At 45.1% G+C, this 14,734-nt stretch carries 11 protein-coding genes and 1 pseudogene; 3 read left to right on the forward strand and 9 right to left on the reverse strand.

The genetic code is table 11. The features are described from left to right. Window positions 1-178: 178 nt before the first annotated feature. Complete coding sequence (locus RH949_RS24840) at window positions 179-1,033, reverse strand: hypothetical protein (RefSeq protein ID WP_446356912.1); 855 nt, start codon at window positions 1,031-1,033, stop codon at window positions 179-181. A gap of 160 nt (window positions 1,034-1,193) precedes the next feature. Here RH949_RS24840 and RH949_RS24845 point away from each other — a divergent pair, with 160 nt between their 5' ends. The 3 genes from RH949_RS24845 to glgB all read left to right on the forward strand — a co-directional run bounded on the left by RH949_RS24845 (window position 1,194) and on the right by glgB (window position 7,415). Further along, window positions 1,194-4,148 carry an NACHT domain-containing protein gene (locus RH949_RS24845; RefSeq protein WP_446356914.1) on the forward strand — a complete coding sequence of 985 codons (2,955 nt, stop codon included), beginning with the start codon at window positions 1,194-1,196 and terminating at the stop codon, window positions 4,146-4,148. 247 nt (window positions 4,149-4,395) lie between these two features. Beyond that, window positions 4,396-4,647, forward strand: a complete 252-nt coding sequence (locus RH949_RS24850) for a hypothetical protein (protein WP_446356925.1) — start codon at window positions 4,396-4,398, stop codon at window positions 4,645-4,647. A 476-nt stretch (window positions 4,648-5,123) separates the two neighbouring features. Further along, window positions 5,124-7,415 carry a 1,4-alpha-glucan branching enzyme gene (gene glgB / locus RH949_RS24855; protein WP_446356927.1) on the forward strand — a complete coding sequence of 764 codons (2,292 nt, stop codon included), beginning with the start codon at window positions 5,124-5,126 and terminating at the stop codon, window positions 7,413-7,415. Window positions 7,416-7,557: 142 nt separating this feature from the next. Here the strand turns inward: glgB and RH949_RS24860 are convergent, their stop codons facing one another. From RH949_RS24860 to RH949_RS24895, 8 genes and pseudogenes are all read right to left on the reverse strand, one after another. Beyond that, entirely contained in the window at window positions 7,558-7,851 is a 294-nt protein-coding gene (locus tag RH949_RS24860; RefSeq protein WP_446356916.1) for a hypothetical protein, read from the reverse strand. 207 nt (window positions 7,852-8,058) lie between these two features. Further along, on the reverse strand, window positions 8,059-8,583 hold the full coding sequence (locus RH949_RS24865) for an SCP2 sterol-binding domain-containing protein (RefSeq protein WP_006104815.1): 525 nt from the start codon (window positions 8,581-8,583) through the stop codon (window positions 8,059-8,061). Between the two features lie 163 nt (window positions 8,584-8,746). Further along, entirely contained in the window at window positions 8,747-9,910 is a 1,164-nt protein-coding gene (locus RH949_RS24870) for an alpha/beta hydrolase-fold protein (RefSeq protein WP_446356918.1), read from the reverse strand. Between the two features lie 223 nt (window positions 9,911-10,133). Then, window positions 10,134-11,216, reverse strand: a complete 1,083-nt coding sequence (locus tag RH949_RS24875) for a DUF2235 domain-containing protein (protein WP_006104858.1) — start codon at window positions 11,214-11,216, stop codon at window positions 10,134-10,136. 71 nt (window positions 11,217-11,287) lie between these two features. Next, window positions 11,288-11,821 (reverse strand): hypothetical protein, encoded by a 534-nt coding sequence (locus RH949_RS24880; RefSeq protein ID WP_006104955.1) that lies wholly within the window; start codon window positions 11,819-11,821, stop codon window positions 11,288-11,290. Window positions 11,822-12,160: 339 nt separating this feature from the next. Continuing rightward, the gene (locus RH949_RS24885; RefSeq protein WP_446356921.1) at window positions 12,161-12,988 is read right to left on the reverse strand and encodes a pentapeptide repeat-containing protein; all 828 of its coding nucleotides are present in this window, start codon (window positions 12,986-12,988) and stop codon (window positions 12,161-12,163) included. A gap of 97 nt (window positions 12,989-13,085) precedes the next feature. Next, a complete protein-coding gene (locus RH949_RS24890; protein ID WP_446356923.1) occupies window positions 13,086-14,414 on the reverse strand; it encodes a cytochrome P450 in 1,329 nt (442 codons plus the stop codon). A gap of 185 nt (window positions 14,415-14,599) precedes the next feature. Then, window positions 14,600-14,734: pseudogene (locus RH949_RS24895) on the reverse strand (RNA-guided endonuclease InsQ/TnpB family protein); the annotation flags it as partial.

Consider the following 14,734-nt stretch of genomic DNA (forward strand, 5'->3'; position numbering starts at 1 on the left):
CATACCCCCCATATTATCATTTAATTGGGTAAAATAACAATGGTAATTTGATAATTTACGGGATGTCGAAACCCGTAAATTATCCGCTATCCTTCCCCGACTTGCTATCGCTGAAGTCGGGGAATGCCGCGATTACGTTCATGTCGTACTAAAATGTAAGTCTTGAACTGATATAGTATTAACGGGGTCCGGCTTCAATGGCAGAATTAGCAATGTTGACCATTATCGCTTCGGCTCGATTAACATCTGTACCCATCCCTTTTAAGGCAATTCGGTAATGGGTATCTTGCCACACCCATTCAATCACCGCTGGTGTACAAATACTCTGGCATCGACTTGGTGTAAAGTATCCCCAGATATCGTTGGTGAGCGGAATTTTTTTGATAAATCCATCGCCGGGAGAATAGTTTGGATTCACTGGCGTGGCGCTAAATGCACCTACAGTACAATCAGGCATTCCATTGCAGTTTTGCTTTAAGTTTAAGGCAATACTATAGGTATTGGGTGACCTAAAACTATTCACATAAATCCGCTGTCTAAACTCCGGCATTTGGCTGGGTAATAAAATTAAAGTATCGGTTTGTCGCTGGAGTTGCGGTAAGACAGGGGTGAATAGATTCGCTACCGGAGGTTGTTCTGAGGGTGTGTTGGGATTAGCGCGATCGCGATTAATTAACTGTCGCGCCGTCTCACGAGGAATCCCATAGTTAGCCAGGGTGCTAGGAGTAAATGGGGTTTGGGTTGACGCGATCGCGTGCCATTGATTATTCTGATTGATCACAACCGTCTCTCCAGTACTATTGTCCCAAAACCATTGCGCGATCGCGTAATTATCAACAACTGTAATTTGAGTAACTTCTGGAGACAACCGAAACCCATTACCCCTTTCCCATAAATCCAGGAGTACAACTTTCCGAATCACTCCCGTATCATCCGCTACAGCCGGAGTCGCTTCTGTCAATATTGTCAGCACTGGATAACTAGCCAATAGAATCAGGCTGGCGATGTACCCAAATCCAAAACTAACCTTCATAATTCCCTGTCATAAAAAGGTTTGTAGTTGCGCTGTCTTCGCCATAAACCTTCGCCGCACGTAGTACAGCCTTGTTTGTAGTATGCGCTTTAGCGCCGCTCAAACTCACGCATCTACTAATATAGAACTATTCCTATCATAACTCCCATAGCATACAACCATGGAGCCAAATTTAACCCTAATTTCCAAAGGACTCTCTCCACTTCTTGCACCAGTCAGTCGTCAGATAGGAAAACATCTCATTGGCGCAGAAATCCGAGAACGCCGGAAACTCAATGAAACAGCGTTACAACCCATTCTACAAAAAGCCGCCGAGACAGTATCAGAACGAATCCAATGTTATGAACCCGCAGAGATTGACCAAATTTGCTTATTTCTGGAATCTCCACCCGCCGAAACCATCGTCCGTCAAATTTACGCCGCCAAACTTTCAGATAATCCGCAAAATAATTTTGAACTGATTCGTCAGGAATGGTTAGCCGCATTCTCATCTTATACCAACATTCCAGATGCTGAACTGCAAAAGGCAGCAAATCTAATTTTAGATGATCTAATTGAGGGATGTGAAGAAGCGCTACAAATCGCGATTGATCAGGGTAGACTTTCCGCGCATGAGGCAAAATCAGCATTCCGTCATCAAATCGTGCGGGATGAAATTGCGACAATTCAAAAGACGCTTAACCTATTAACAGCACCACGAAAACCCGATATTAAAGCCATTCTAACCTTTGAGGAAAACTATCGTCAGCAAGTTGGTGAACGCCACAAATATATTATTCCTCCCGATTTCGATAAGGCGCAGAAACTCTCCATCAATCGCCTGTATGTTTGCCCCAACTTTATCCCAACTCCCACCAAACAAAGCAATCAACCAGAATCCCTAAAAATTACAACGTTTCTCGATAGCATTTATCGCGCTGTTCTACTGGGAAATCCGGGTGGTGGTAAATCCACCTTTACCCAAAAATTTGCCCATGTTTTAGCAACCTGCTATTCAGAACGCCCCTTTGCGGGTAGACAAGTTACACCAATCCTGGTCATCCTGCGGGATTATGGCGCAAAGAAGAAAGAACTCAACTGCTCCATCGTACAATATATCGAAACAAAAGCGAATTCTGATTATCAAACACCGCCACCACCTGGAGCTTTTGAATATTTGATATTGACGGGTCGAGTTGTAGTTATTTTTGATGGATTAGACGAACTGTTGGATACTAGCTATCGCCGGGAAATTAGCAGCGATATTGAATTATTCTGTAATCTTTATCCCTCAGTCCCTGTGCTGGTGACATCCAGAGAAGTGGGTTATGATCAAGCACCTCTTGATCCAGAAAAATTTGAGGTTTTTCGGCTGGCTCCCTTTGATGAAAATCAAGTCAAAGAATATGTTACGACATGGTTTAAGGTCAACGAAGAACCAGAAGAAAAGGGAGAAGCCTTTCTCAACGAGAGCAAATTTGTCTCCGATTTGCGTTCTAACCCGTTGATGTTGGCGTTGATGTGTAACCTCTATCGACGCGAAGGTTACATTCCTCGAAATCGACCGGAGGTGTATGAAAAATGTGCTGAAATGTTATTTGAGAAGTGGGATAAAAATCGAGATATTCCAGTTGGGTTTCGCTTCGAGGATAATATTCGACCAGCGATTGCATATCTGGCGTATTGGCTTTATGATGATCAAGGTTTACAGGGAGGCGTAACCGAACACCAGCTTATTGTTAAACTCTCTGACTATTTGTTGGAACATCGTTTTGATGACCGCGATCAAGCAGAAAGGGCTGCGCGTGAGTTTATCCAATTCTGTCGGGGACGGGCGTGGGTATTTACAGGGATAGGAACAACAGCAGATGGTGAGGAACTTTATCAATTTACCCATCGCACTTTTCTCGAATATTTTACCGCACTCTATTTGTTTAGAACACAGGAGACAGCCAAGGAGTTAGCGGACTTTCTTTTGCCCAAGATTGCCAATAAGGAATGGGATGTTGTCGCACAATTGGCTTTTCAGATCAAAGGTAAGAATTCAGAAGGGGCTGGGGATAAATTACTCACTACTGTTCTTTATGCCGTTCGTGAGGCTGAAGCAGAGGAAGTCGAAAATTTACTGTCTTTTGCGGCACGATGTTTAGAGTTTATGGTTCCCAGTCCCAAAGTGACTCGGAAGATTACGAAAGCTTGTATTGAATACTTACTAGAGTCAGGGATTAAACTGATCAATCTAGATGAGTATTCACAGGGGTCTTCCATAAACTTTATAAGATCGGGAAAAACTTTATTACTGCTCAATGCGGCAACTGAGAATCAAGGAACTATTGCAGAGAGTTTAGAGAAATTACTGATCGAACGATTTAAGAAGAATAGTGATGAACGTGAAGCCCTTGTTCTCTTTGAGATTAGCTCGCATCTTTGGCAAGGTGTCTCACGAAAAATTTTTGATGCTTGTTCTAGTTGCATGGAGCCACTTTATCCGAGGTATTTTGTCCCTTGTCATCTAGCTTGGCACGAAGGAAAAGTTTCTCTTGAAAACTTGATAAATTGGCATGGTGTAGATTGTATGTTTTGGGATGCTATGTTTTATCTATTCGCAGATGGATGGGGTTCTATTGCTTTCTCTTTAATGAATTTCATAAATGATTGTCAAAACTGGTCTAATAATATAGCAGAGCTTGAGAGTAAGCTTTATGACTTAAAGGTAATAGGTGACCTTTTACTAGATTCTTCACAGCCTTGGATTAATGGCAATAAATTTGACATGGACATTTTGTCGGATAATACTTACTTTAACCAAGGATATTTGCAAGAGATTCTTAATGATTTTTCTGATAGCATATTTGGAGTATTTGCAGTATTGTCTACAACATTAGAGGAAGATAAAAGGCAAGATCAGAATTATACACCTTGTTCTGTTGATGATCTTCGCGAAAATGATGATTATTATTTTTTGGGTGGTATCCATTGGGTATTAATTGCACGTTTTCAGCCAGTAGCCGCCGATAAAGTGCAAGCCGAAATGGATCGATGTGGCTTCTCACCTGAACAACAAAACTTTATTTGGCGGTGGATACGACGAGACATCAATCTTGTCGCAGATACCACAGACGAAGAGATTGGCTAGATTGTCACCGTATTTGGCGAGATTGTAGAGACGTTGCATGCAACGTCTCTACAAAATGGTTGGGGAAACTCTTATTCAGTCAGCTTTAGCTGACTTGAGCTTTTTGTTCCTTGGGTTTGAACCCAAGGCGGTTTAACGCGAGTGGATTGCTCAAAACAGATATAGTATGTTAGGTCTGTACACTGAAAACTATTTTTAGCTTAAAAGCGTGGAAAAGGGTATATTTTTTAGTATCTGTTTGGGATTAATGGGTTGGGTGGCTCAACCGACTTTGGCGTTACCTCCCCCAGATGACGTACCCGAAGAGGTGTGGAGAACCGAGATTATCACCGAAGCGCGATCGCCTATCGATGGGGAACTGCTTACAGCCGCAGAATACGCCCAACTTAAAGCTGAATTAGCCCAGCGGTCAACCCCCCCGGAACTCGCTACTGAGATCCAGCAAACTGTTTTTATTCTGAAACTGGTTGATCTGTGGCAGACACTCACCCCGTTTTAAAGTTAAATTCACATAGCACAATACAGCAAAACTTGTCAACCATTTTTTCCGGGGCGGGCTTCACTAATGTAAATATCCGATAACTTGACTCACATCCGCCCCTCTAGAGGGTCAATTATTCCGAGAAACCGGGTTTCTCGTGAGGATGACAAGGACATATCAAGCTTTCACCCAAAGAAACCTGGTTCCTTGACCTAGGGAAGCTGGGACAAATTGTCACAAGTGGTTCATTCAAGGTGTCGGGGTCAAATTCCGTGTATGCTTGCCACAGATAGGATACCGAGAATAGGATGATGAAGAGTATTCTCTCAAAGTCTATTTGTATCACTTAACCAGGAAGCAACCGAAAAGACTATAATTCTTGCTTATACCCCAATTTGCCCCAAATGTGTAGAAAAAACAAAAAAAGTATATAAATATTAAAATTATTTAACACCCATTTTCCATTCACTGAAGTAGATACCTCGATGTTTCCCATGATTGCCCCTGAACAGATTGACCGAATTGTCTGGAATCAACATCACGACCCCTTTGAGATACTCGGTCCACACCGATTAGAACAGGATGGAAAGACCACCTGGGCAGTACGGGTGTATTTCCCGAATGCTGACGCCGTGTGGGTTGTGCTACCAGAACAACGCCAAGACTATCCGATGCAATCAGTGCATCATCCCCACTTTTTTGAATGTCAGATCGATATAGAGGAACTGGCAAACTACCAGTTACGCCTCAAAGAAGGCGAACACGAGCGGGTGATCTATGATCCGTATGCCTTCCGTTCGCCCCGCTTAACCGAGTTTGATCGGCATCTATTTGCCGAAGGGAATCATCATCGCATCTACGAGAAACTAGGAGCCCATCCCACGGAAATAGATGGAGTTCAGGGTGTCTACTTTGCCGTTTGGGCTCCGAATGCTCGCAACGCTTCGGTTTTAGGTGATTTTAACCACTGGGATGGGCGCAAGCACCAAATGCGGAAAGGTGACACTGGTATTTGGGAACTGTTTATCCCAGAAGTGGCAGTTGGCGACCATTACAAGTATGAAATCAAAAACTATGATGGGCATATTTACGAAAAATCTGACCCCTATGGTTTCCACCAAGAAATCCGCCCCAAAACCGCTTCGATTGTTGCCGATCTCGATACCTACACCTGGAACGATCAAGACTGGATGGAGCAGCGCCGCCATACCGATACGCTGACTCAGCCAATTTCTATCTATGAAATGCATGTAGGCTCGTGGCTGCATGGTTCTTCAGCCGAACCCCCCATTGGCGCGGATGGGAAGCCTGAACCCGTGGTTCTGGTGTCTGATCTCAAACCCGGAGCGCGATTTCTTACCTATCGGGAATTGGCGGATCGCTTAATTCCGTATGTTAAAGATTTGGGTTTTACCCATATTGAGTTACTCCCCGTCGCCGAGCATCCGTTTGATGGTTCGTGGGGCTATCAGGTTACCGGATACTTTGCCTGCACCTCCCGCTATGGGACACCCGACGATTTCATGTATTTTGTGGATCAGTGTCACCAGAACGGGATTGGGGTGATTGTGGACTGGGTACCGGGTCATTTCCCCAAAGATGGTCACGGTTTAGCCTTCTTTGATGGCACTCACTTGTATGAACATGCTGACCCACGTAAGGGTGAACATAAAGAGTGGGGAACCTTAGTTTTCAACTATAACCGCAACGAAGTCCGTAACTTCCTGGTGTCCAACGCCCTGTTCTGGTTTGACAAATACCACATCGATGGAATTCGCGTGGATGCTGTCGCCTCGATGCTTTACCTGGACTATTGTCGTAAACCGGGAGAATGGGTGACGAACCAGTATGGGGGAAGGGAGAACATTGAAGCCGCCGATTTCCTGCGACAGGCGAATCATGTAATCTTTAGCTATTTTCCGGGTATCCTCTCCATTGCCGAAGAGTCAACGGATTGGCCCATGGTGTCTTGGCCCACTTATGTTGGTGGATTAGGCTTTAATTTGAAGTGGAACATGGGGTGGATGCACGACATGCTGGATTATTTCCACATGGACCCTTGGTTCCGCCAGTTCCACCAGAATAATATTACCTTCAGTATGTGGTATCACCATGCCGAAAACTACATGCTGGCGCTGTCTCACGATGAGATTGTGCATGGGAAGAGTAATATGCTGGGCAAAATGCCTGGGGATGAGTGGCAAAAGTTTGCCAATATCCGTTGCTTATTTACCTATATGTTCACTCATCCCGGCAAGAACACCCTGTTTATGAGCATGGAGTTCGGTCAGTGGAGTGAGTGGAATGTCTGGGGCGATTTAGAATGGCATTTACTGCAATACGAACCCCATCAGCAGTTGAAGCTGTTTCTGAGTGACTTGAATCAGGTCTATCGACGAGAATCTGCTCTCTATACTCAAGATTATGCTGAAGCCGGGTTTGAATGGATTGATTGTAGTGACAATCGCCATAGCGTGGTGGCATTTATCCGCCGTGCTAAGGATTCTGAAGAGTTTGTTGTCGCGGTTTGCAATTTCACACCTCAGCCCCACAGCCACTATCGAGTCGGGGTTCCAGAAATGGGCTTCTACACAGAACTGTTTAACAGTGATGCTCGCGAGTATGGTGGGAGTAATATGGGGAATTTAGGCGGTAAGTGGACGGATGAATGGTGGTTCCACAATCAACCCTATTCTCTGGATTTGTGCTTACCTCCCCTAGGTGTGTTAATTCTCAAGCTCAATCGGGAGAAAACAGCCGCCGCCCTGGGATCAGAGCAGTCTTGATTAGACCGAAAAATTGGGTTCAGGCTCCTGGTTAGTTGAAAGTCTCCCGTCAGGTTGATGACGGGAGATTGGTTGCACCATAACCAGGTTGCCCAAGGTAATCTAACCGAATAGAGGAAATCATTGGTTACAATGGTTGATGTTAGTGGTCGTTAAGATGCTGATAGCTATAGAAAGCGTAGGTATCAAATAAGGCTGCCACAAAGCTACAGGTTAAGCCAATCACGAACAACCCTTCCACGGAACAGCCGTTCCCAAAAATCGCCAGAAACTGTAACAAATCGTTTGCGCCTGTTTGACCAAGGGTTTCCAAGCCAGGAACCCAGCTCATAGTGCATAGAAAGGCGAAAAATCCCAAGAAGAGGACAACGGGAGCAATAAAGCTGAGTAGGGCGGTTAAAGCGAGGGAACGAATCAATGTAGGTAGAGTAGTCATAAAATAATTAGCTCGGTATGGCAAGTGAGTGAACAGAACGTTAGCGTCGCCGTTAATCGGCGCTCTGTATATCAGAATAGGCGCGATCGCCGCCAATAACCGAAATTGTCAAAAATCTTAAATCTTCATTAAGAATCTTGGTAAAACTCCGTAAATTTTACCAAGCAGACAAGGATAGATTAGAGTATATCGCCCTTTCGGGTGATGTCAATCCACTTCAATGTTGAGTACATCGGCGGGTATTTGGTTGATCAGATAACCACAGGATGGTTTTTGTTGGTCAAGGGATTGACAAGGGGGAGGAGAGGGGGGATGGAACCAGAGGTGATCAAAGTCGTTCCAGAGGCGTTGTAACTGTAAATTAATCGCACTGTCGGCTAAAATGCCCATGACGACCTGATTGATACCCAGTAAGTCGGGTAAATCACCCCTAACATAAATTTTGCCACTCATTACCGCCGCATCCAATGTTACAGAACCCGTAATGATATCTCTCAGGGTTTCAGCATCGCTGCAAAAGTGAACGGGTTGTGGTTCTGTCAAGGATTCGATGCTAACCTGCAACGGCTCATCTCCCTGCGCCCACAGTTGCAACTGAGTTCCATCTAGCTCAATCACAGCCGTTTTGCCCGAAACAGTCTGAACCAACCTGCGCCATGTCGAATTTCCTTGGCTACGCAGGATTTCTACAAGGCGATATAACCATTGAGCTAACTGTTCATTATTTGTCATTCGTCTTATGTCTTATGTCATTCGTCTTATGTCAAGCCGGGGCGGGTGTAGGGTGCGTTACGCTTCGCTAACGCACCATTTCAAACGATAGTCGTGAAACCCGCCCCTACACAACTTCCCCATCTCCCCTATCTCCTGATAACTGATCACTGATCACTTCCAGTTACGAATAAGTCGGCATCGGCGGTAAATCCGGTGCTTCCTCAAGGTTGCTCATGTTATCCGCATCAACCTCTCCTGTCGTCAAGAAGCGGAAGGTTTCCTGATACAAACTCTTCCAGAAACGATTCGTCATTCCCTGACTCACTTCTGTCGGGTCTACCATAGGATGAGGCACAAGGTCACTCGCTGGATAGAGATAGTAGTGGTGTCCTTTGTCTTTCCCACCTAATTGGTCAAAGAATCTCTGGTTGGTTTTCAGATCAGCTGCGTCTTCGTTCTCGGTTAATACCAAAAATGTGGAAATATTCTTTAACGCTTCTCGGTTTTTATCACTCCGAACAAAAGCACCAAAACGGTTAGCAGCGGTCAAACAGCCCACCGGAAAACTAACATTTTGTTCCCAAGAAAATTCCCTCAAGTCTAAGGGACCCGTGAGGTTAATGTAACGCTCATTAATTTCATTAGACACTTCCAAAAGCGGAGCATAAGCCACCACCTTTTTAATTCGATCCGGTCGAGACGCTGCTAGTCCGAGGGCAACGGCACCACCGACAGAGAGTCCCAGGGTATAAATCGGTCCTGGCATCGCATCCAATTCTGCCAAACGTTCCTGTGCATCGGTCAAATAATTCATATGAGACGACGTGAAATAACGATCAAAATCGGGGTCATTGGGTCGCTCAATTGCCAATGCCATATCCAATAGCTGGGGTGCCATTTTGATGATCCGACCAATCAGCGCCATCTTCTGAAACGTGGTCAATCGTTGAAATTGCCCTTGGGATTTATTATCACGATTGGACAAGAAAAGGTCTAAAACAGCATCTTTTCGGACTTCATCACGGAGGGGATCACGAAATTCTGGCTTGAGGTCAACTTGGGGCCAATAACTATCGGGTGGAATAAACGCATGACCCGCCAAAGGAATTTGATAAATATTGAACCCGTTGCGGAAGAGGTAGTCACCCACCAGAAACATTTGCATCGGTTTAGCTGAAAAGCCGTGAAAGATCATCACTGTTCCACGAATTGATTCTCCCGGTTCATGCATCTGATAAAAGGGAGCAACTCCTTCACGTTTGTATGGATAAGATATCCAAGAAATGTAGTAGTTTTCAATTGATTTTTTGGTTTTAGCAATTTGATCAGCCGTTGGAGTAATCATGGTGTTTGCGTGTTGATTGTTGAGTGTTGATGGTGTATGGGGGTTTGATGATTACCGATTCTGTACTCACCCCGATGTAACAAAACCTGCCCCGACTGTTGCTGCGCTGCGCTCAAGGACATGGTTTTGAATGAACTCGATAATTCTTTGAGCGCGTATTGCCGTTCTCGATTTTTAGGGACTACATGAATTAATGTCACCCAGAGGCAAGTTAGGAAAGCGTCTACATCTCTCCGTATTTATCTAACAGGGATTTAAATTTTTCCAGATTTGCAGGTCGGTAATCGAAAACTTTTTGCCAACGTTGTTTAACACTCTCATGCAGATCATCAAAGTCATCACTAACGTCGCGAATCTTGCGTCCAGTTTTTAATGTTAATCGACCGATAAAACTCTGCGGTTCATTGCTGAACATGATAGTTGGATCAGGGTGAATCCCATATTCGATGACGGTTGGATCAAGTTCCAATCCCAAACGTTGTTGCTGACGCAATTGCTCAATGGATTCAATCATCCACAGCAACGCTCCATCGGATAAACCAGCTTGTTCTTGAGAGCCACCGCCTACTGATCCGTGAACGCCGGGAAACCAAACTTGACGTAAGAATTGATCCACAGGTTGACCCTTATATTCGCTCCTGCGGCTTTTCTGCATGGGTGTGACATAGAAAACCTGACGCTGCTCATCAATAGCAACAGCATGTAGGGCATTCTTAATAATCGGACTCAATGAGGTATCGTGGAAGGCGTATTTCTGGTTAATTTGTTGGTCAAAGGCAAAAAGCGGCGATAAATCAGGGATTCCTAGAGAACCAACGGTATCCCAGCAGGCAAGCAGTGTAATCGGAACTTGCTCAGCCTTATTTTCTTGGCGAAACTTTTCCATCTTGTAGGCATCGGGTTTATCCTCACCCTTACGGGAGCGATAGTTCTCGTAAGCCTCAGGCGCTTTGCGGATCTTTTCTCGCGGTAATAGCCCTGAGTTAAAGATCATTCCCGCTAAACTGCGAACGGTATAAGCACCGCGACTGAACCCAAACAAATAAATTTCATCACCGGGTTCATAGTTTAAGCAAAGAAAGCGATAGCCGTCTTGTATGTTTTGATCAATGCCTTTACCAAACGCCCCACCCAAAATCTTGGCAAATGGGTTTTCTGTTCCAATGCCCTCATCATAAAAAATAAGCTGGGGAATATCTTGACTACAGGTTGCTTTAATCGCTTGGGCAATTTTAACCACATTCGTGGGATAAGGACTCGTTAGTTTTTGCCAGGTTCCGTCACAACAAACAACTAGACGCTTCATTGATGATTTCTACTCCTAAAAAAACTGAATTGGCATAAACGGTAGATTCTCTCTTGGCTAGAGTGACTAATTTAAGGATCTAAGATGAACCAGGTTAGTACGATTGAATCAATCAGTAATGCCCATAACACTAAATTTCCCCAAAATGACGGGGGTTGACGAAAGTGTTGTCGTTTAACCAGCAAAGACACGCCTCCTTGATTATCCGCGAGGATATCATCATTAATAAAAAAGCTGACTTCGCTGGCAAACTTTAGGGTAAATGACGTGTTTTGGGCTTTAGAGCGGGCAATTTCTGGTGTTGCATATATACCTGTCGTGGGTACGCTAACGATAAATTCACTGGAGGTTATGTAGTATTCATTGAGCCATCCAGTAGTACAATTTTCGCCATTTTCTTCACATTCATAGACAAAACTCCAACGACTCCAGGCATCATACATACCACCTTGAGATTGACCAATAAACTGAACCTCGTAGGTACCCGGTGTTAAATATTTAATGACGGGATTGTCATCATCGTTAACTCGCGCATCAATATTAATAATCGTTACATCACGAGAACGAGTCAAAACTGATTGCCCGGATTGAGATTGACTGGTCATAGTTCACCCTCTATAAATTCTGCAAATAATTGCTCAAAAAGATCGTTCAGCTTAATGAATCACTAACACTCAAGTTTCTATAATGTCTGATGAGTTCCCCCTAAGCCAACCTTCGTTTGTTTTTCTTAATAAAACAAGTTGAATCAGTTATGTAGTAGCGCCATGGCGCGTCTGTACGCTTCAAAATACGTTGAGCTGACATCATAGAGGACTAATGCTCCTTTAGTCGGGGTTTAGGCTTCTATCGTCAATCGGGATGGGGGGAACTTCAGTCTATGGCAGGCTTTGGGGACTTGCACCACTACTAGAATGAAACCGCCCTGATTGTGCCAGTTTTTGTTAGTCCCATCGGTGTTGTCGAGCTTCATTGACTATCCCTTGAGCCTCTTCGAGTGAAATATTGTAGCGATCGCTCAAAAGTTGGGGAATGCGATCGCAGTCGCGATTGGGATTCACTTTTGGTTGATGGGAGTAGGAAGGCAGTGCAACATTACATAAAAAAGGCTTATGTTGCGCCTGTAGTTGAAGCGGTTCAAGATTCTGAACTTCGCGTGAATTTACAAAAAATAGCAAGGCGCCACTGAGGTTAGCATCGCTGAGGTTGGCATCGCTGAGTAAGGTACAGTTGAGGTCGGCATCGCTGAGATTAGCATATTTGAGGTTGGCACAACTGAGGTTGGCATATCTGAGGTTGACACCGCTGAGGTTGGCATATCTGAGGTTGGCACCCCTGAGGTTGGTACCACTGAGATTGGCATTGATAAGGTCAGCACCGCTGAGGTTGGCACTACTGAGGTCGGCACCACTGAGATTGGCATTGATGAGGTTGGCACTACTGAGGTTGGTACCACTGAGATTGGCATTGATGAGGTCGGCACCACTGAGGTCGGCACCGCTGAGGTCGGCTGTTTTTGTATTTCTGTTGGTCCTGCGAAAATTGAGCAACAGGAAGACTCCACTGGCAACCATCACAATCGCCCCCATACCCCTGATGAGGGTTTCACGGTGTGGGTGAGCAAGGGTTGCGCTCTCGTTGTGGGATAGGCGATCGCCATCCGGCTGAAGTCTACGATCAGAGAGAGACGCAGGAACCGACGCAAGGGCTTGACTGCCTAAGACAACTGAGGCAGCAATCATGGATAAGCCTAGTGATTTGAGTTTGAGCATTGCCGGAAATTGTTACACTTGTTTATTCAGTCTGCCCTCTCTACCAGTAAAGAATTTAGCGATCGCTTTGCCTATTACAAAAATTTTTCTTTGCAGCTTAAAGCTTACCAAACCTTACCTGTAACCCAGAACGAGGATGTAAAGTGGGGATGGCATCCATTGTCAGGTTTTGCTTAGGCAGCAATTCCCAACGATAATGACGCAGTAAATGAGCAGCAAAAATCTTCATTTCCATCTGAGCAAATGCCAGTCCCAAACAAATGCGCGGTCCACCACCAAAACCAACTAAACTAAACTCCTGTTGCTTGTGTTCTGCCCGTTCGGGTGAAAAGCGATCGGGATCAAATTGCTCTGGATTGGTATAGACTTCACTATCCTGATGGGTGCCTTGAATGCGATAGAGGGCTTGCCAACCTGCGGGAATGTGGTAGCCTTGATACTCAAACGACTTCACCACTCCTCGAAATCCACCAGCCACAGGAGGATACAGGCGTTCGACTTCCCGCAATACCTGTTCTAGGTACGGCATTTGCTTCAATTGCTCGAAGGTGACAGCACCCTCTGTTGTGAATTGTTGCTGTTCTGCCCTCGCTTTGGCTAACACATCTTCATGCTGCGCCAATGCCATAGCCAAAGATGTCAGCATGGATGTCGTTGTCTCGTGTCCCGCAAATAACAGCAGTAGCGTTTGGGCTTTGAGTTCGTTCATGGAGAGGGCATTTCCCTCCTCATCCCGACTCTGTACCAGCAACCCCAAGGCATCCTGGGCAGGGGATAGCTGTCGCTTTCGCACCGCTTGTTCGATGTAGTCTAATAACTTATCCCGTGCTGCCAATGCCTTACCATAAGTCGAAAAGCGCCAGCGTAAAGGTACGGCAAATAAACCTGATGTCAGTTGCGTAAACCACTGCGATAGTTGTGCCATATTTTCTCCGGGTTTACTGCCCACAAGAAGTATACTGGCAATCTCAAATGTCATCTGTTTGAGTTCGGGAAACCAGGTGAACGTACCCAGATGTTCCCATTTTTTGAGATACTCCTGGATGAGGCTATCCATTGTCTCTAGATAATTTGCCAACGCTTTGCCGTGAAACGCTGGCATTAATAACTTACGATTACGCCTATGTTCCTCCCCTTCTTGGACAAATAGAGACTCTCCCAACAGTTCCTTGAACGTATCGGGCCACCCCTCGCGCCAGGAGAAGCAATCCATATCGGAAGAGAGGATAAAGCGATTGGCATCTGCCCCCACCATAACAACTGTTGGTCGCCCTAAGATGTTAGTCTTGAAGATTGAGCCATACTTGCGTTGCCGTTTAACGGCAAAATCAGGATCAAATAAAAAACCAAGAGTTTCGCCAATCCAAGGTAGACCAAAACTACCGGGAGGTAAGGGCAAGGTTTTTGGGCTAATAGTTGCACTCATGAGTGTCGGAGGTCGTGTAGTTAGGGTAGGCTATCTGCATTGCTTTATTTTAAGGTTATCCAGTTGTCCGATTGAGCGGTATATTGTACCGTCCAGTTGCGCCGTGCGATCGCATCCTGATTTTTAAACTGAACCGCTTATTCTTCCCTAACTCCCCTGAGCCAGGGGAGGAGGTAGAGTATGAACTACAGCGACTTACTTTGTTGAAGTCGCTGTTTCTGACGCTTCCTCGCTCCTAGTTGCTTCATGCTTCCACAATCAGTAGAGCTAGGCAGCTCTGCGTCTAAAGAGGTTCGTTCCAAGCCCCTTGCCCAAATCTC

The sequence above is a fragment of the Coleofasciculus sp. A1-SPW-01 genome (assembly GCF_040217205.1).
Classification (GTDB): Bacteria; Cyanobacteriota; Cyanobacteriia; order Cyanobacteriales; family Coleofasciculaceae; genus Coleofasciculus; species Coleofasciculus chthonoplastes_A.